This is a genomic window from Pseudomonas sp. GW823-FHT02C02 (genome assembly GCF_058797635.1).
Genome location: NZ_JBXAJV010000005.1, coordinates 37,281 through 55,242, shown reverse-complemented (window position 1 = coordinate 55,242; position 17,962 = coordinate 37,281). Strand labels below are relative to the sequence as shown.

The window sequence follows — 17,962 nt, the reverse complement described above, 5'->3', positions numbered from 1 at the left end:
GCCCGCGAAGGCATCTTGCCTGACACACTGCGGTGCGTCGATTCGCGGGCAAGCCTCGCGCCTACAAAGATCAGGGGCGTAGCATCAGAACCGAGGACCATGCTACTCCATAGATCTGGGGAGTGGCTTTTCAAAAAGGCTTGTCGAAGGTGATTTTCGGCTCTTTCCATGGGCCTTTGACGGTGTATTTGACGCTGGCGAAACGTGCCACGCGGTCACCGATCAGCTTGTCGATCAGGAACAGCGCACCGCCGATGGCCGGTGCGCCGACAATCAACGCGGCAATCGGCAGGTTGTTGGTCACCGGCAAAGTCACCAGCAGTTTCGCGTCAACCTGGTCGGCCACCAAGTTCAGGGTACCGTTCAGTTCGATGTTGCTCGACGGGCCAGTCAGCAGGATCGGTTCCTGCGTCACATAAACCCCGTTGGTCGCGGCCAGCAGACCTTTGACCCGGTCATAACTCAAGCCTTTGCCGAACAGGTCGGAGAAGTCCAGGCGCAGACGACGACCGATCGAGTTGAAGTTGAGCAGGCCAAACACCCGCAGGGCCTGGGCGCTGCCTTCGACCTCAACGAACTGGCCTTTATTCAACGAAGCATCGAGGGTGCCGGAGAAACGTTTGGTGGCCAGCCACGCCGGTGAACCCGGCCAGCGACCGTCGACATCCATGTGAAACTCTTCACTGGTGACGCTCGGCGCGAAACCCCAGCCTTTGAGCACGTCAGCGAGATTCTTGCCGCTGATCCGTCCTTTGTACCAACTGCTGGAGCTGCCGGGTATGCCCTCCCAGCCGCCACTGCCCTGCAACAAAATACCTTTGAGGCCCAGGTCCAGAGTATTGAGCGCAATACCTTTGGCAGTCGGACGGACTTTCAGATACCAGGCGCCGACGAGGTCCTGCCCCTGGAACAGCTGATTGATGGTGATGTCCAGCGCCGGGATCTTGGTCGGGTCCACCGAGGCCAGTGGATCCGGTGAGTTTTCGTCGGCGAGGACCGTCGGGTCGGGTGCCGGCAACCGCACGGTTTGCAGATTGATCGCAATCGGCGCGCCTTTCGCATCAGGGATGCTCGCGCTGCCCTTGACCTGCTGACTGTCGAGTTGCAAGGCCCACGCAGCCGGTTTGCGGTTCAACTGCACCGAGGCCTGATCGAGCGTCGTGCCGACACCGCTGAGCTTGCCAACCTTGAAGTCTGCACTGCTGAGCAACTGCTTGGCACTGCCGCCCGGATCCTGGCCAGCGTACTTGTCCGCCAGATCCTTCCATGGCCCAACATCCAGTTCCGACAGCACGCCGCGCACTCGCAGCCCTTTGGCGCCGGGCAGCACAGCACTGCCGCCGCCCAGGAACAACTCGCCACGACCGTCGGCAAAATTGCCGGGCGGCGCCGCAAACGTGAAGTCTGCCAGCGCACCATAATTGACCCAGTAGCGGCGTTCCGGCCCTTGCAGGGTCATGCGGAACGTGGTGTCGCGGCCAGCATCGGCAGTCATGCCAAACGGCGCCGGCAAGTCGATCGCCACGCCTTTGAGGCTGGAATTGACCGAGAGCTGGCTGTCAGGGCCATCCAGGCTCAGTTGCAGTTGATACGGGATCAGGCCGGACACCGGCAATGGCTGGGTGACGCTCAACCAGTCAGTGAGCTTCTTGACCTCGACCTGACCGGAGGCCGTCACACGAGTCTTGAGATTGCCCTCGCTGCCATCGGCAAAAATCTGCGCGGTGACCGGTTTATCGAAGGCACGCGCGGTGATGTTCTGTCCGCTCAAGCCCTTGGCGCTGTCGAAGCGGAAATCACCTTTGAGCTGCGTCAGCTCCAGGGAAGGCTCGGCCAGCTTCAACCGCGCCTTGGCGGTCTTGAAGTCGACAAGAATCTTCGGCTGCTCGCCTTTGACCAGTGGAATATCCAGCTTCAGCTTGCCTTGCAGATCGCCCTCGCCTTCCCATCCGGCAAAGGTTTCAGCCGTGCCGATTGGCGCTTCCTGGAGAATCTTCAGGCCATCACCCAACCCGCCGGAAAACCCGCCGTCGAGGAACAGGTGAACGCTTTGCCCTTCCGGCGCATGGGGAATATTGACGTAAATGTCGCGAACCTGCGTGTCGAGCAATTGGCCCTTACTGGCCAGAACTCGCACGCCACTGTCTTCCACGAACACATCACCGGTGACCTTGCTGACATGCGGCCAACCCGGCTGAAAGGCCAGTTCGGCATCGTGCACCTTGAAGAACAGGCTGATGCTGCGCGCGGTGTCGGCGGCGCCGTGGTTCAGCGAGCCCTGATACTGGAAGAAGCCCTGGTCCACCGCGCCTTTGAGAATCGCCGTGCGCAACCATTCGTCCAGCGCCGGGCTGAGCATGGTCGGCAGGTACTTGGCGGTGTAGCGACCGTCGCCGTCCACCAGGCCGACCCGCAGGTCCATGTAGTCTTCCTGGGTGTGGTCGAAATGCAGGCGGATCAGGAAGTCGCCGGCAATCTTGCCCTCCTCCCCCAGCACCTTCAGGTACGGCGCGATCAGGGTGAAGCTTTCCTTGTCGAGCTTCCAGGTCAGCCGGGCGTTGGCCTGAATGTATTGCCACGGCTTGGCGAAAATCGGATCCAGGTGCAGGACAAAATCCTTGCTGTCCATCCGCAGTTCGCCCTGACCGAGGTCACCGCTGATGCTGCCGCTGACATTTCGTGCTGCCGGAGCGCCGTGATACGCGTCGAAGCCGACCTGATCGAGGTTGGCAGCAAAGCTGAACTTGCTGTCATCGGTGGCATTGGGACGCAGATCGATCAGCACGTTGCGCAGCCCACCGGTCACCTTGAGTCGCTCGACCGCAGTGGCAACACCTTCGGGCAGCGGCCCCAAGGCGTTAATCAGCGGCGTGAGCGGAGTGAGATCGAGACGGTCGGCCTGCAAGTGCCAAAGTTCTTCAGCCTTGTCGGTGGCGGCGGTTTGTCGAAGTTGCAAGCGCGACTCCCAGCGGGTCTCGCCGAAGTTCATGGCCAGAGAATCAAGGGTCACCAGCATGCCTTCGGTGCTGCGCTGAAAATAACCGTTGAGCGCCAGATTGTTGATCTGGATCGGCTTGCGTTCGCCGAAGGCGCCCTTGAGTTGCGGCGCGTTCAAACGAATGGCGCCGCTTTGCAGCGCCCCCTTGCCCCAGTTCACCCAGAGCTCGCCACCGGCCTTGAGCTCGGAGAAGTTCCATTGTCGAGTCAGGCGCTCGGGCAGCCATTTCGACCAGTCGCTTTGCGGCAGGCTCAGGTAGGCCTCGGCCTCGCCGTCCTTCCACTGGCTGGCGCGAATCCGCGTGTGCACACTCATGGCCACCGGTTGACCATCTGGCAGATTAAGACGGACATCAAGGCGCTGGCGAGAGACGCCGGTTTTCAGATTCAGGCCAACGTAAGTCAGGGTCAGCGGCGAGTGGTCCACAGGTTGCAACGTCACCTGACTGTCGATTACCGATAGCTGCTGGACCATTTGCAGGCGGTTGAGCAGTTGCTCCGGATCAAGCGGCTGGTCCTGTTGCACGGGCAACCCTTCCAGCGCCCACTGACCGTCCGCGCCTTCCTTGAGGCTGATCTTCAGGCCGTTGAGTTCCAGGTGGGCAATGCGCACTTCGCGAGCCAACAGGCTTTCCCAAAGGTCTGGCACCGCTCGCACCTGATCCAGGTGCAGGGCGTTGGCGCCCTCGCCGACCGTCACATCGTGCGCCAGCAAAATCGGCGCGAAGCCGCTCCAGTTACCTTCCAGCTTGCCGATCTGAAGCGGCATGCCCAAAGCGGCGCTGGCTTTGGTTTCGACGTCGGCGCGGTATTCGGCCACCAGAGGCGTCAGCTCCCGGCCGAGGCTGACGTACAACGCCATCAACACCAGGACCAACGCGCACAGGCCAAGACCCCAGCGGGTCAGTGCGGCCAAAATGCGTGTCAGACGTTCCATGTCAGTTGGCTCCCATGGCAAAAATACTGCAAAAAGCTGAGGCCAGCCGTTCTAGTAAGGGTGAAACACAGCGATTCAGAGCAGCACCACGTCGTATTGTTCCTGGGAATACATGGTTTCCACCTGGAAACGAATGGTGCGTCCGATAAATCCTTCAAGCTCAGCGACATTACCCGACTCTTCATCAAGCAAACGGTCGACGACTTTCTGGTTCGCCAATACACGATAGCCTTCCGCTTGATAGGCACGCGCCTCGCGGAGGATTTCGCGGAAAATTTCATAGCAGACCGTTTCCGGCGTCTTGAGCTTGCCGCGGCCCTGACAGCTGCTGCACGGTTCGCACAACACTTGTTCGAGGCTTTCACGGGTGCGCTTGCGCGTCATCTGCACCAGGCCCAACTCGGTGATGCCAATGATGTTGGTCTTGGCGTGATCGCGTTCCAGCTGCTTCTCGAGGGTCCGCAGCACCTGGCGCTGGTGCTCTTCGTCTTCCATGTCGATGAAGTCGATGATGATGATCCCGCCCAGATTGCGCAGGCGCAGCTGGCGGGCAATGGCGGTCGCGGCTTCGAGGTTGGTCTTGAAGATGGTTTCTTCGAGGTTGCGATGGCCGACGAACGCCCCGGTGTTGACGTCGATGGTGCTCATGGCTTCGGCCGGGTCGACCACCAGATAACCGCCAGACTTGAGCGGCACTTTGCGCTCGAGGGCTTTCTGGATTTCGTCTTCGACGCCGTACAGGTCGAAAATCGGCCGCTCGCCCGGATAATGTTCAAGACGATCGGCGATTTCCGGCATCAGTTCGGCGACGAACTGCGTGGTTTTCTGAAAGGTTTCCCGAGAGTCGATGCGGATCTTCTCGATCTTCGGGCTGACCAGGTCGCGCAGCGTACGCAACGCCAGGCCGAGGTCCTCGTAGATCACACTCGGCGCACCGATGGTTTTGATCTGCTCGTTGATCTGATCCCAGAGACGGCGCAGGTAGCGGATGTCCATGAGGATTTCATCGGCACCGGCCCCTTCGGCGGCGGTACGCAGGATAAAACCGCCCGCCTCCTTGATGCCTTCTTTGGCCACGCAATCGGTGACGACTTGCTTGAGGCGTTCGCGCTCGGCTTCGTCCTCGATCTTCAGCGAAATGCCGACGTGGGCCGTGCGCGGCATGTACACCAGATAACGCGACGGAATCGACAGCTGAGTGGTCAGGCGTGCGCCTTTGGAGCCGATCGGGTCCTTGGTGACCTGGACAACCAGACTCTGGCCTTCGTGAACCAGCGAGCTGATGCTCTCCACCGCTGGGCCTTCGCGCAAGGATATTTCCGAGGCGTGAATGAACGCCGCGCGGTCCAGGCCGATATCGACGAAGGCGGCTTGCATGCCCGGCAATACCCGCACGACCTTGCCTTTATAGATGTTGCCGACGATCCCGCGCTTTTGCGTGCGCTCGACGTGGACCTCTTGCAGGACACCGTTTTCGACCACTGCCACGCGCGATTCCATCGGCGTGATGTTGATCAGAATCTCTTCACTCATGGCAGGGTCTCGTCCAGGCATGTTCACGATAATGGCCGCATCTTGTCAGTACGACGCTCAGCGCGCGTTAAGGGTTTGCCAACAGGGTATGCCGAAATGGCCGAGCAGCTCAGCGGTTTCGCACAGCGGCAGTCCAACCACTGCCGAGTAACTGCCATTGAGGCCGGCGACAAACACCGCGCCCAGTCCTTGAATGCCATAGCCACCGGCCTTGTCCCGGGGTTCGCCACTGGCCCAGTAGGCCGCCGCTTCATCGTGAGCAATGTTGCGAAAGCGCACCAGACTGCGTACTACCCGGGACTCACAACGCTCACCGTCGAGCACCGCAATGGCGGTCAACACTTCGTGTTCCTGACCGGCCAACATCATAAGCATGGCGCACGCATCGGCTTCGTCCACCGGTTTGCCGAGAATTTTCCCGTTGAGCACCACGGCGGTGTCGGCGCCCAGCACGCAAAAATCGGCGTCGGACACGACCACGCCGCGCCCGGCCTCGGCTTTGCCGCGCGCCAGGCGCTCGACATAGGCCGACGGGAATTCTTGAGTTAAAGGGGTTTCATCGATGTCCGCGCTGATGGCGGAGAACGGCACGCCGATCTGCGTGAGCAGTTCACGCCGACGCGGCGAGCCTGAGGCGAGGTAAAGCACTTTCATCTAGACATCTCCCTGTCGAGGTACTGGCAGATGCCTGACCGAATTAATTGATCTTGTAGCGCCGACGCAAACCGCGCAAACCGTAGCTGATCCACGGCCAGAGTAATGCACTGACCAGTGCTGGCAAGACCAGCGCCAGTGTGGGCTGTCGATTACCGGTCAAAGCGCTGAGCCATAGTTGAACAAGCTGCGCGAGGCCGAAGATGACCAGGATCACCAGGCTTTGTTGCCACATCGGGAACATGCGCAGGCGCTGTTGCAGCGACAGCACCAGGAAGGTGATCAGGGTCAGGATCAATGCGTTCTGGCCCAGCAACGTGCCGTACAGCACGTCTTCGGCCAGGCCCAGGCACCACGCGGTGACCATGCCGACCTTCTGCGGCAAGTACAACGCCCAGAAGGCCAGCAGCAAGGCCAGCCAGAGCGGGCGGAGGATTTCCATGAATTGCGGCAGCGGTGAAACGCTGAGCAGCATACCAATGGCAAACGTCAGCCAGATCATCCAGTCATTTCGGGATGCGGTTGCACCGACCATTATTCTCGTCCCCCTGTGGAAGCCGGCGCGGAGACAGGCGGTTTGGTGGCAGGCTTCACCGCGGCCGGTTGAGTGGCCGGCGGTTTGGTTGCGGCAGGTTGCGATGCAGGGGGCTTGGCGGCCGCAGGTTTGGCCGGGGGTGCCGCCGGTGCTGGTGCTGCCGGTGTTGCGGCGGGCGTAGCAGCAGGCGCGGGCACCACCACGGTCGCCGGCACAGGTTTAGGCACGGTCGCCGGAATGATCGGCCCACCGCCGTGCTGGTCCAGTGCTTCTTGCGCCTGGGCAGCATCGTTTGCGCGCTCTTCGGCTGTGCGACCGTCGGTGAACACCAGCAGCAGATAACGGCTGCGGTTCAACGCGGCGGTCGGCACGGCACGCACGATGGCAAACGGCTGGCCGGAATCGTGGATCACTTCCTTGACGGTCGCAACCGGGTAACCCGCAGGGAATCGCTGACCGAGACCGGAACTGACCAGCAGATCGCCTTCCTTGATATCAGCCGTGTCCGCGACGTGACGCAGTTCCAGGCGCTCCGGGTTGCCGGTGCCGCTGGCAATCGCCCGCAGACCGTTGCGGTTCACCTGCACCGGAATGCTGTGGGTAGTGTCGGTCAGCAACAGCACACGGGAGGTGTAAGGCATCAATTCGACCACCTGGCCCATCAGGCCGCGGGCATCGAGCACCGGCTGACCGAGGACCACACCGTCACGCTCACCTTTATTGATGATGATGCGATGGGTGAAGGGGTTAGGGTCCATGCCGATCAACTCGGCCACTTCGACCTTCTCGTTGACCAGCGCAGAGGAATTGAGCAACTCGCGCAGCCGAACGTTCTGCTCGGTGAGGGCGGCAAGCTTTTGCATGCGACCCTGCAACAGCAGGTTTTCGGTCTTGAGTTTTTCGTTTTCGGCGACGAGCTCGGTACGGCTGCCGAACTGGCTGGCCACCCCCTGCCATAGCCGCTGCGGCAGGTCCGTGATCCAGTAAGACTGCATCAGTACCAGCGACATTTGGCTACGCACTGGCTTGAGCAGTGTGAAGCGGGCATCGACCACCATCAGCGCGACCGATAGCACGACCAGCACCAACAAGCGCACGCCCAGTGAAGGCCCTTTGGTGAAAAGCGGTTTAATAAGCCGCTCCTCCCAGGCAAATGTTTTGTTTATTCATACGGCAGACCGGCCTGGATACAGACTGACAGAAGGTAAACGCAAACAGGCAGCACTGCAAAGTGCCGCCTGCGCGCTCAACAGCATAGATGCATCGGGCGAGATCACTCGCTCGACAGCAGGTCCATGGTGTGTTTATCCATCATTTCCAATGCACGGCCACCGCCGCGAGCAACGCAGGTCAGCGGGTCTTCGGCAACGATCACCGGCAGACCTGTTTCCTGGGCCAGCAACTTGTCGAGGTCACGCAACAAGGCGCCACCACCGGTCAGTACCAGGCCACGCTCGGCGATGTCGGAAGCCAGTTCCGGAGGCGATTGCTCCAGCGCACTTTTCACAGCCTGAACGATGGTGGCCAGGGACTCTTGCAGAGCTTCCAGCACTTCGTTGGAGTTCAGGGTGAAGGCACGTGGAACGCCTTCGGCCAGGTTACGGCCACGAACGTCGACTTCACGCACTTCGCCGCCCGGGTAGGCCGTACCGATTTCCTGCTTGATGCGCTCGGCGGTGGATTCGCCGATCAGGCTGCCGTAGTTGCGACGTACGTAGGTGATAATCGCTTCGTCGAAGCGGTCGCCGCCAACACGAACGGATTCGGCGTACACCACACCGTTCAGGGAGATCAGCGCGATTTCAGTGGTACCGCCACCGATATCGACGACCATCGAACCGCGTGCTTCTTCAACCGGCAGGCCGGCACCGATCGCGGCAGCCATCGGCTCTTCGATCAGGAACACTTCACGTGCACCGGCACCAAGGGCCGATTCACGGATGGCACGACGCTCAACCTGGGTGGATTTGCACGGAACGCAGATCAGCACACGCGGGCTTGGCTGCAGGAAGCTGTTTTCGTGAACCTTGTTGATAAAGTATTGCAGCATCTTTTCGCAGACGCTGAAGTCGGCAATCACGCCGTCCTTCATCGGACGAATGGCAGCAATGTTGCCCGGCGTACGGCCAAGCATACGCTTCGCCTCGGTGCCGACAGCAACGACACTTTTCTGGTTACCGTGTGTCCGAATAGCCACAACCGATGGCTCATTCAGGACGATACCGCGCTCGCGCACGTAAATAAGGGTGTTGGCAGTGCCCAGGTCAATGGAAAGATCGCTGGAAAACATGCCACGCAGTTTCTTGAACATGGGAAAGGGACCCTAGGCAACGCGTGGGTAAAAAAGTGCGGCAAACTCTAACAACGACAGGGATTTTGGGCAAGGCGCCAATATGTTAAATTGGCCGCTTTTCTGTGCACCAACCCCCACAATCGCGGCCTTATGACCGTAGAAATGCGGTAGTGTTCCGACAATCTAACACACGGACGCCGTCCGTTCTGTTTTCCACTGGAGATTCCCATGGCGCTTGAACGCTCCGACGTGGAAAAAATCGCTCATCTGGCCTGCCTTGGCCTCAATGATGCCGATCTTCCACACATTACTTCAGCCCTGAACAGCATTCTCGGGCTGGTCGACGAAATGCAGGCGGTCAATACCGACGGTATCGAGCCGCTCGCCCACCCACTGGAAGCCAGCCAGCGCCTGCGTGCAGACGTCGTGACCGAGACCAATCATCGCGAGGCCTACCAGTCCATCGCACCAGCGGTCGAAAACGGCCTGTACCTGGTTCCGAAAGTCATCGACTAAAGGGAAAGAGCCTGCAATGCATCAATTGACTCTGGCCGAGATCGCCCGCGGACTCGCCGATAAAAAGTTTTCTTCCGAAGAGCTGACCAAAACCCTGCTGGCGCGTATCGCCCAGCTCGATCCGCAGCTCAACAGCTTCATCAGCCTCACCGAAGACCTGGCGCTCCAGCAGGCGAAAGCCGCTGACGCACGCCGCGCCAAAGGTGAGAGCGGCGCCCTGCTCGGCGCGCCGATCGCCCACAAAGACCTGTTCTGCACCCTGGGCATCCGCACCAGCTGTGGCTCGAAGATGCTCGACAACTTCAAAGCCCCGTACGACGCCACGGTCGTCGCCAAACTGGCGGCTGCCGGCGCAGTGACCCTGGGCAAGACCAACATGGACGAGTTCGCCATGGGGTCGGCCAACGAGTCGAGCTACTACGGCCCGGTGAAAAACCCGTGGAACCTGGAATACGTTCCGGGCGGTTCGTCCGGTGGTTCGGCGGCCGCGGTTGCCGCGCGCCTGTTGCCGGCGGCCACTGGCACCGACACAGGCGGCTCGATCCGTCAGCCCGCCGCACTGACCAACCTCACCGGCCTGAAACCGACGTACGGTCGTGTTTCGCGCTGGGGCATGATTGCCTACGCGTCCAGCCTCGATCAGGGCGGCCCTCTGGCTCGCACCGCCGAAGACTGCGCGATCCTGCTGCAAGACATGGCCGGTTTCGACCCGCAAGATTCCACCAGCATCGACGAGCCCGTGCCTGATTACAGCGCCAGCCTCAACGGCTCGCTGCAAGGCCTGCGCATCGGCGTGCCTAAGGAATACTTCGGCGCCGGCCTCGACCCGCGCATTGCCGATCTGATCCACAACAGCATCAAGGAGCTGGAAAAGCTCGGTGCCGTGATCAAGGAAATCAGCCTGCCGAACATGCAGCACGCGATTCCTGCGTACTACGTGATCGCCCCGGCGGAAGCGTCTTCCAACCTGTCGCGTTTCGACGGCGTGCGCTTTGGCCATCGCTGCGAGAACCCGAAAGACCTGATCGATCTGTACAAGCGTTCCCGTGGCGAAGGTTTCGGCCCGGAAGTGCAGCGCCGGATCATGGTCGGTGCCTACGCGCTGTCGGCCGGTTACTACGACGCCTACTACTTGAAGGCGCAGAAGATCCGTCGCTTGATCAAGAACGACTTCATGGCAGCCTTTAATGAGGTCGACATCATTCTCGGCCCAACCACGCCGAACCCGGCCTGGAAGCTCGGCGCCAAAAACAGCGACCCGGTGGCTGCGTACCTGGAAGACGTCTACACCATCACCGCCAACCTCGCGGGTCTGCCGGGCTTGTCCATGCCTGCAGGTTTTGTCGATGGCCTGCCGGTCGGCGTGCAGTTGCTCGCCCCGTATTTCCAGGAAGGTCGCCTGTTGAACGTTGCCCATCAGTATCAGCAAAACACTGACTGGCACACCCGCACCCCAACCGGCTTCTGAGGAGAAACACATGCAATGGGAAGTCGTGATCGGGCTGGAGATTCATACCCAGCTCACCACCCGGTCGAAAATCTTTTCCGGTAGCTCCACCACGTTCGGTTCCGAGCCGAACACCCAGGCCAGCCTCGTTGACCTCGGCATGCCTGGCGTACTGCCGGTGCTGAACCAGGAAGCCGTGCGCATGGCCGTGATGTTCGGCCTGGCGATCGATGCCGAGATCGGCCAGCACAACGTGTTCGCCCGTAAAAACTATTTCTACCCGGATCTGCCGAAGGGCTACCAGATCAGCCAGATGGAATTGCCGATCGTCGGCAAGGGCCACCTGGACATCGCCATGGAAGACGGCACGATCAAACGTGTCGGCGTCACCCGTGCGCACCTGGAAGAAGACGCCGGTAAAAGCCTGCACGAAGAGTTCAACGGCGCCACCGGCATCGACCTGAACCGTGCCGGCACGCCGCTGCTGGAAATCGTCTCCGAGCCGGACATGCGCAGCGCCAAGGAAGCTGTGGCCTACGTCAAGACCATCCACGCGCTGGTACGTTACCTGGGCATCTGCGACGGAAACATGGCCGAAGGCTCGCTGCGTTGTGACTGCAACGTGTCGATCCGCCCGAAAGGCCAGGTTGAATTCGGCACGCGCTGCGAGATCAAGAACGTCAACTCGTTCCGCTTCATCGAGAAGGCGATCAACAGCGAAGTGCGTCGTCAGATCGAGCTGATCGAAGACGGCGGCAAAGTGATCCAGCAGACCCGCCTGTACGATCCGAACAAGGACGAAACCCGTCCGATGCGCAGCAAAGAGGAAGCCAACGACTACCGTTACTTCCCCGACCCGGACCTGCTGCCGGTGGTCATCGAAGACTCGTTCCTCGACGAAGTACGCGCCACGCTGCCGGAATTGCCACCACAGAAACGCGAGCGCTTCCAGGCGCAGTTCGGCCTGTCGGTGTATGACGCCAGCGTCCTGGCCACCAGCCGCGAGCAAGCCGATTACTTCGAGAAAGTCGTGAGCATCAGCGGCGACGCCAAGCTGGCGGCCAACTGGGTGATGGTTGAACTGGGCAGCCTGCTGAACAAGCAAGGCGTTGAAATCGACCAGTCGCCGGTCTCGGCCGAGCAACTGGGCGGCATGCTGCTGCGCATCAAGGACAACACCATCTCCGGCAAGATCGCCAAGGTGGTGTTTGAAGCGATGGCCAACGGCGAAGGCAGCGCGGACGAGATCATCGACAAGCGCGGCCTCAAGCAAGTGACCGACAGCGGCGCGATCTCGGCGGTGCTGGACGAAATGCTCGCGGCCAACGCCGAGCAGGTCGAGCAATACCGCGCGGCAGACGAAGCCAAACGCGGCAAGATGTTCGGCTTCTTCGTCGGCCAGGCCATGAAAGCCTCTAAAGGCAAGGCCAACCCGCAACAGGTCAACGAACTGCTGAAAAGCAAGCTCGAAGGCTGATGAGCATGGAGCCAGATTTAAAGCCTGGCTCCGATCCCTGTGGGAGCGAGCCTGCTCGCGATGACGGCAGCACATCCAACATTGATGTGTCAGACAGCCCGCCATCGCGAGCAGGCTCGCTCCCACATTTGTATGTGGATACCTTTAAATGAAGCGTCTACTGGGTGCCTGCGCCCTGCTCGCTCTGCTGGCCGGTTGCGCCAGTAACGACGTCATCGACCCACACGGCTACGACAAGACCGGTACGGCGTCCTATTACGGCGCCAAACACCAAGGCAAACGCACTGCCAGCGGCGAGCGTTTCAACAAGAATTCCCTGACCGCCGCCCATCGCCAATTGCCGTTCGGCACGCGGGTGAAGGTCACCAATCTGAATAACGACAAGTCCTGCGTGGTCCGAATCAACGACCGCGGGCCGCACACCCGCGGGCGCCTGATTGATCTTTCACACGAGGCCGCCGAACAACTGGGTATGCTCCGTAGCGGCACCGCACGGGTTCGCGTGCAAGCCCTCGACGATTAACAGACGGAGCCCCGACCATTTTCGGACTTGCCGATTTACCCCTGATCAGCCTGATTGAGTTGCTCGGCGGCCTGCTGTTGCTGATCGCCGGTGCCGAACTGATGGTCCGTGGCGCCGTGCGCCTGGCGGCGCGCTTGCAGGTGCGGCCGCTGATCATCGGGCTGACCATCGTCGCCTTGGGCAGCAGCGCACCGCAGATGGCGGTCAGCCTGCAAGCCACCCTGGCGCAAAACGCCGACATCGCCGTCGGCAGCGTGATCGGCAGCAGCATCTTCAACATCCTCGTCACCTTGGGGCTTTCGGCGCTGATCATTCCGCTGCGGGTTTCACGGCAACTGGTGCGCCTGGATATTCCGCTGATGATCGGCGCCAGCCTGCTGGTGTTTGTATTGGCGTGGAATGAAGAGCTGACCCGCATGGACGGCATCGTTCTGCTGGCGGCCCTGGCGCTGTACCTGGGCTTGTTGCTGCGCCAGTCGCGGCACTCGACCCGTCCGCCCTCCCACGACGGAACCCCCCAGGCACCGTGGTTCAGCAGCGTGCTGATGATCGTCGCCGGACTGGCGATGCTGGTCTACGCCGGCCATTTGTTGCTGGGCGCCGCGGTGGCGGTTGCGACCGATCTGGGTCTGTCGGAGCGGGTCATCGGCCTGACCATCGTCGCCATCAGCACCTCCCTGCCGGAACTGGCCACCTCATTGATCGCGGCCTTGCGCGGTCAGCGGGACATTGCCGTGGGTAACGTGATAGGCAGCAACCTGTTCAACCTCCTGGGCGTACTCGGCCTGACCGCGCTTGTCGCCCCCTCGCCGCTGTCGGTCTCGCCCAATGCCCTGGATTTCGACCTGCCGGTGATGCTCGGTGTGGCGGTGCTGTGCCTGCCGCTGTTCTACACCGGTTACCGGGTGACCCGCGCCGAAGGTCTGCTGTTTTTGGGGTTGTATCTCGCTTACGGTCTTCACGTGGTGTCGTTCACCACCGGCATGCCCCTGGCCGGCAAGCTTGAACACTTGATGCTGTTTTTCGTCCTGCCGGCGCTGGTGGCGTTTCTGCTGTTCACATCGCTGCGCGCCTGGCGTCGCCAACACCACAAGAGGGAAATGCCATGACTGACAACAAAAAGCCTGGTGTAGAAGTCCGCCGCCAGGTGATGGGCGATGCGTTCGTCGACCGCGCACTGGGCAATGCCACTGAGTTCACCCAGCCGCTGCAGGACTTCGTCAATGAACACGCCTGGGGCGCCGTGTGGAACCGCGAAGGCCTGCCGCTGAAAACCCGCAGCCTGATCACCCTCGCCGCGCTGACGGCGTTGAAGTGCCCGCAGGAGTTAAAAGGCCACGTCCGCGGCGCGCTGAACAACGGCTGCACCGTGGAAGAGATTCGCGAGGCGTTGCTGCATTGCGCGGTGTACGCCGGTGTGCCGGCGGCGATTGATGCGTTTCGGGCGGCGCAGGAAGTGATCGACAGCTATCAGAAGCCTGAGTGAGTCTTCAAAAGTTGTGGTGACAGGACTGGCGCCTTCGCGGGCAAGCCTCGCTCCTACAGGGCGAGGCTTGCCAGCCCTGGACACCAGCGAAAATCCCGACGCTAGATCCACTCACCCCACTGCAACAAAAAGATCCCGACATTGGTGGTGACCGCCGCCATCAACGTGGTGATCACGATGATCGCCGCCGCCAGTTCATGATTGCCGTTTGCCTGGCGGGCCATGACAAAACTGGCCGCGGCGGTCGGGCTGCCGAAGTACAGAAACAGAATCCCCAACTCAGCCCCGCGAAATCCCCAAAGCCATGCCCCCAACGTCGCCAACACTGGCAAGCCGATCATCTTCACCAGACTTGAGCTGAGCGCCATCTTGCCGCTTTTGCGCAATGCCGCCAGTGATAGCGTGCCGCCGATGCAGATCAACGCCAACGGCAACGTGGTTTGCGCCAGGTACTGGCCAGACGTTTCCAGCCATCCCGGCAAGCCGATCTTGAAATAGGCAAAGGGCGCCGCCGCCAACACGCTGATGATCAGCGGGTTGACCATCACGCTTTTGCAGATGCTCCACGGATCGGACTTGATCACCGGGCTGTACACCGCCAGCACAATGGTCGAGAGCGTGTTGTAAAACAGGATCACCAGCGCCGCGAGAATCGCCCCGAGAGAAATCCCGTAATCGCCGTACATGCTGGCCGCCAACGCAAGGCCGATGACTCCGTTGTTGCCGCGAAAAGCGCCTTGGGTATAAATCCCTCGATCTTCACGCGGGCACTTCCAGATCGCCCAGCCCCAGGCGATGGCAAAACACGCCAGGGTGGCCAGCGAGAAGTAGATCAGCAGCGCCGGTTGCAACGCGGCGTGCAGGTCGGCATGCAGGATGCCCAGAAACAGCAGCGCCGGCATGGTGACGTTGAACACCAGGGCCGACGCGGTGTGGATGAAGTTGTCGTTGATCCAGTCGATGCGCTTGAGCAACACCCCCAGAAACAGCATGGCAAACACCGGCGCGGTGATGTTCAGGGTTTCGAGGAAGATAGCCAGCATGCCGGGGGGAACCTTGGGTGGGCGTCGTTAGGGGGCAAATGATAAGCGACTGGGGACCTTTGCGTGTGAGAGAACGACTTCGCTGACATGGTCACGTCCTGCACTGATTTTCTATAAATCCCACTGATTTCGAGCTGATATTTATGTGGACCGTTCGTCGCTACTGTCAGATCTGACAGTAGCCAATGCTTAGTCATCGGGCACTTAATAATCCCGCAAATAAAACAAATTACAGGAGTAAAAAATATGTCAGTTAAATCAACAGGCGATAAATTTTCAGGCGCTTCAAAAACCGGTACTGTTTCAGAGAACAAGGAGGACTGGGAAAGAGAACCCCTCCAGTCTTTTTTGTTGCAACTACCCGTGCAATTCAGTAACAATTTAATCGTTACTGTCGAAGATCAACCGGACGATAAAACGTCAGGAATAGTAAAAGCTCCCGATGGGGCGGGCTTCGGCGATAAAAGTCTATATTTGCCAAGTGGTTCCAGATTGAAACTTTCATTTGGAAACTATGTGAATAGCCTGAGATTCCAGATCAAGGCAGCTGGCGGCAATGAAAGTGGTACTGCCTATATTATTGCAATGAAGAAAGAAGAAGTCGTATACGGCGCCCCTATCAGTTCCGAAGACAAAGCGTTCGAAATTGCAGAAATACCCTTTGATAAACTATTGTTCGTCGGCTTTTCTGGCAACTTCTCCGTGACCGCTGGCGACGTTTATCTGGATAATCTGGCGTGGTCATTGGTTTAGTCTGAGGCATCCATAAAAAGCTAAAAGCACCGCATTAACACTTGATCGACAAGGTATTTAGGGTGCTGATCGAAAGCCATCCTCCATTGCTACTGACGATCAGTAATCGCTGTAGCGATGGAGAGGCGGCGCGCCTTATCTGCCGGTGAATTCTACTTGGGTGATCGCATTCCGAGTCGAATCCAGCATAGTTCACCCAGCGCTATCTCATGTTATCGGCGCCGGGTTGAACAGGGTGATGTCGTTATGCAGTTTGTGCTGCTCGGCCCACGTCTGCTTCTTGCCGCTCGCCACGTCCAGGTAGTAGTGGAACAACTCCCACCCAAGGTCTTCAATCGAAGCGCGTCCGGTCGCAATACGCCCGGCATCGATGTCGATCAGGTCCGGCCAGCGCTGTGCCAGTTCGGTCCGGGTCGATACCTTGACCACCGGCGCCATCGCCAAACCATAAGGCGTGCCGCGCCCGGTGGTGAACACATGCAGGTTCATCCCCGCCGCCAACTGCAACGTCCCGCAGACAAAATCACTGGCCGGGGTCGCGCAGAAGATCAGCCCTTTGCGCTTGAAGCGCTCGCCAGGGCCGAGCACGCCATTGATCGCACTGCTACCGGATTTGACGATCGAGCCCAAGGACTTTTCGACAATGTTCGACAACCCGCCCTTCTTGTTGCCCGGCGTGGTGTTGGCGCTGCGGTCCGCCTCACCCTTGGCCAGGTAACGGTCGTACCAGTCCATTTCCCGCACCAGCTCCTGAGCAACCTCCTCAGTTTCCGCGCGGGAGGTCAGCAGATAAATCGCGTCGCGCACCTCGGTGACTTCGGAAAACATCACCGTCGCGCCAGCGCGCAACAACAAATCAGAGGCATAACCCAGCGCAGGGTTGGCGGTGATGCCGGAAAACGCATCGCTGCCGCCGCACTGCATGCCCAGGATCAGCTCGGACGCCGGCACAGTTTCCCGGCGACGCTGATCGAGCTTCTTCAAACGGGTCTCGGCCAGCGCCATGATCTGCTCGATCATCTCAGTGAAACCGTGACTCGAATCCTGCAAGCGGTACAACCACGGCTCGCTCAAATCCACCGAGCTGTCGCCCTCGTGCATCACCTGCCCGGCCTGCAATTTCTCGCAGCCCAGGCTGATAACCAAGGCTTCGCCACCCAGGTTCGGGTTGCGCGCCAGATTGCGCACGGTGCGGATCGGGATGTACGCGTCAGTGGCAGTGATCGCCACCCCGCAGCCGTAGCTGTGGGTGAGCGCCACCACGTCATCGACGTTCGGGTACTTGGGCAGCAACTCATCCTTGATGCGCTTGACCGCATGGTCGAGCACGCCGGTCACGCACTGGACGGTCGTCGTAATCCCGAGAATATTGCGCGTGCCAACGGTACCGTCGGCGTTGCGATACCCCTCAAAGGTGTAACCGTCCAGCGGTGCCTGGGCCGCCGGTACTTCGGTGGACAGCGGCAGGCTGTCCAGCGGTGGCGCGGTGGGCATGCGCAGTTGATCTTCCTTGACCCAGCTGCCGCGCGGGATCGGCTGCAACGCATAGCCAATGGTCTGGCCGTAGCGAATCACCTGGCCGCCTTCGGGAATGTCCTCGAGGGTGACTTTATGGCTCTGCGGCACGAAGTCCACCGTCACCAGGCCATCTGGAAACTCGGTACCGGCCGGTACGCCTTGGTCGTTGACCACGATCACGACGTTGTCCCGCTCGTGCAGGCGGATGTAGCGCGGCGAGTCGGAATGTTCAATCAACTGCATGACGCCG

At 60.2% G+C, this 17,962-nt stretch carries 15 protein-coding genes; 7 read left to right on the top strand and 8 right to left on the bottom strand.

Features of this window, described 5'->3' with window-relative positions:
• Window positions 1-130: 130 nt before the first annotated feature.
• From AC1ROI_RS10210 to mreB, 6 genes are all read right to left on the bottom strand, one after another.
• Entirely contained in the window at window positions 131-3,934 is a 3,804-nt protein-coding gene (locus AC1ROI_RS10210; protein WP_102595728.1) for a YhdP family protein, read from the bottom strand.
• 75 nt (window positions 3,935-4,009) lie between these two features.
• On the bottom strand, window positions 4,010-5,467 hold the full coding sequence (rng, locus tag AC1ROI_RS10205) for a ribonuclease G (protein WP_102595727.1): 1,458 nt from the start codon (window positions 5,465-5,467) through the stop codon (window positions 4,010-4,012).
• 57 nt (window positions 5,468-5,524) lie between these two features.
• Window positions 5,525-6,121, bottom strand: a complete 597-nt coding sequence (locus tag AC1ROI_RS10200) for a Maf family protein (protein WP_102595726.1) — start codon at window positions 6,119-6,121, stop codon at window positions 5,525-5,527.
• A 43-nt stretch (window positions 6,122-6,164) separates the two neighbouring features.
• Window positions 6,165-6,656, bottom strand: coding sequence for a rod shape-determining protein MreD (gene mreD / locus AC1ROI_RS10195; protein ID WP_010463359.1), 492 nt, complete (start codon window positions 6,654-6,656; stop codon window positions 6,165-6,167).
• Complete coding sequence (gene mreC, locus AC1ROI_RS10190; protein WP_077747417.1) at window positions 6,656-7,789, bottom strand: rod shape-determining protein MreC; 1,134 nt, start codon at window positions 7,787-7,789, stop codon at window positions 6,656-6,658. The genes mreD and mreC overlap by 1 nt, the downstream gene beginning before the upstream one ends.
• Window positions 7,790-7,929: 140 nt before the next feature.
• On the bottom strand, window positions 7,930-8,967 hold the full coding sequence (mreB, locus tag AC1ROI_RS10185; RefSeq protein ID WP_002555108.1) for a rod shape-determining protein MreB: 1,038 nt from the start codon (window positions 8,965-8,967) through the stop codon (window positions 7,930-7,932).
• Between the two features lie 210 nt (window positions 8,968-9,177).
• Between mreB and gatC the strand changes: the two genes are divergently transcribed.
• From gatC to AC1ROI_RS10155, 6 genes are all read left to right on the top strand, one after another.
• Window positions 9,178-9,465, top strand: coding sequence for an Asp-tRNA(Asn)/Glu-tRNA(Gln) amidotransferase subunit GatC (gene gatC / locus AC1ROI_RS10180; protein WP_007901429.1), 288 nt, complete (start codon window positions 9,178-9,180; stop codon window positions 9,463-9,465).
• Window positions 9,466-9,481: 16 nt separating this feature from the next.
• Window positions 9,482-10,933, top strand: a complete 1,452-nt coding sequence (gatA, locus tag AC1ROI_RS10175; protein ID WP_102595725.1) for an Asp-tRNA(Asn)/Glu-tRNA(Gln) amidotransferase subunit GatA — start codon at window positions 9,482-9,484, stop codon at window positions 10,931-10,933.
• A 10-nt stretch (window positions 10,934-10,943) separates the two neighbouring features.
• Window positions 10,944-12,389 carry an Asp-tRNA(Asn)/Glu-tRNA(Gln) amidotransferase subunit GatB gene (gatB, locus tag AC1ROI_RS10170; RefSeq protein ID WP_010463367.1) on the top strand — a complete coding sequence of 482 codons (1,446 nt, stop codon included), beginning with the start codon at window positions 10,944-10,946 and terminating at the stop codon, window positions 12,387-12,389.
• A 148-nt stretch (window positions 12,390-12,537) separates the two neighbouring features.
• On the top strand, window positions 12,538-12,912 hold the full coding sequence (locus AC1ROI_RS10165; protein ID WP_102594410.1) for a septal ring lytic transglycosylase RlpA family protein: 375 nt from the start codon (window positions 12,538-12,540) through the stop codon (window positions 12,910-12,912).
• 50 nt (window positions 12,913-12,962) lie between these two features.
• The gene (locus tag AC1ROI_RS10160) at window positions 12,963-14,021 is read left to right on the top strand and encodes a calcium/sodium antiporter (protein ID WP_077747414.1); all 1,059 of its coding nucleotides are present in this window, start codon (window positions 12,963-12,965) and stop codon (window positions 14,019-14,021) included.
• The gene (locus tag AC1ROI_RS10155) at window positions 14,018-14,398 is read left to right on the top strand and encodes a carboxymuconolactone decarboxylase family protein (protein ID WP_010463373.1); all 381 of its coding nucleotides are present in this window, start codon (window positions 14,018-14,020) and stop codon (window positions 14,396-14,398) included. The genes AC1ROI_RS10160 and AC1ROI_RS10155 overlap by 4 nt, the downstream gene beginning before the upstream one ends.
• A 101-nt stretch (window positions 14,399-14,499) precedes the next feature.
• Here the strand turns inward: AC1ROI_RS10155 and AC1ROI_RS10150 are convergent, their stop codons facing one another.
• Entirely contained in the window at window positions 14,500-15,441 is a 942-nt protein-coding gene (locus AC1ROI_RS10150) for an AEC family transporter (RefSeq protein ID WP_010463375.1), read from the bottom strand.
• A gap of 246 nt (window positions 15,442-15,687) precedes the next feature.
• On the opposite strand from AC1ROI_RS10150, the gene AC1ROI_RS10145 reads away from it, so the two are divergent.
• Window positions 15,688-16,194, top strand: a complete 507-nt coding sequence (locus AC1ROI_RS10145) for a hypothetical protein (protein ID WP_102594411.1) — start codon at window positions 15,688-15,690, stop codon at window positions 16,192-16,194.
• Between the two features lie 207 nt (window positions 16,195-16,401).
• Here AC1ROI_RS10145 and garD read toward each other — a convergent pair whose 3' ends face one another.
• Entirely contained in the window at window positions 16,402-17,955 is a 1,554-nt protein-coding gene (gene garD, locus AC1ROI_RS10140; RefSeq protein WP_010463378.1) for a galactarate dehydratase, read from the bottom strand.
• Window positions 17,956-17,962: the final 7 nt, after the last annotated feature.

Bases quoted from the DNA above. Each gene is read 5' to 3' on its own strand.
- rng (WP_102595727.1), bottom strand. From the start codon at position 5,467: ATGAGTGAAGAGATTCTGATCAACATCACGCCGATGGAATCGCGCGTG.
- garD (WP_010463378.1), bottom strand. From the start codon at position 17,955: ATGCAGTTGATTGAACATTCCGACTCGCCGCGCTACATCCGCCTGCAC.
- AC1ROI_RS10150 (WP_010463375.1), bottom strand. From the start codon at position 15,441: ATGCTGGCTATCTTCCTCGAAACCCTGAACATCACCGCGCCGGTGTTT.
- gatA (WP_102595725.1), top strand. From the start codon at position 9,482: ATGCATCAATTGACTCTGGCCGAGATCGCCCGCGGACTCGCCGATAAA.
- mreD (WP_010463359.1), bottom strand. From the start codon at position 6,656: ATGGTCGGTGCAACCGCATCCCGAAATGACTGGATGATCTGGCTGACG.
- AC1ROI_RS10155 (WP_010463373.1), top strand. From the start codon at position 14,018: ATGACTGACAACAAAAAGCCTGGTGTAGAAGTCCGCCGCCAGGTGATG.
- AC1ROI_RS10165 (WP_102594410.1), top strand. From the start codon at position 12,538: ATGAAGCGTCTACTGGGTGCCTGCGCCCTGCTCGCTCTGCTGGCCGGT.
- mreB (WP_002555108.1), bottom strand. From the start codon at position 8,967: ATGTTCAAGAAACTGCGTGGCATGTTTTCCAGCGATCTTTCCATTGAC.
- gatC (WP_007901429.1), top strand. From the start codon at position 9,178: ATGGCGCTTGAACGCTCCGACGTGGAAAAAATCGCTCATCTGGCCTGC.
- AC1ROI_RS10200 (WP_102595726.1), bottom strand. From the start codon at position 6,121: ATGAAAGTGCTTTACCTCGCCTCAGGCTCGCCGCGTCGGCGTGAACTG.
- AC1ROI_RS10145 (WP_102594411.1), top strand. From the start codon at position 15,688: ATGTCAGTTAAATCAACAGGCGATAAATTTTCAGGCGCTTCAAAAACC.
- AC1ROI_RS10210 (WP_102595728.1), bottom strand. From the start codon at position 3,934: ATGGAACGTCTGACACGCATTTTGGCCGCACTGACCCGCTGGGGTCTT.
- gatB (WP_010463367.1), top strand. From the start codon at position 10,944: ATGCAATGGGAAGTCGTGATCGGGCTGGAGATTCATACCCAGCTCACC.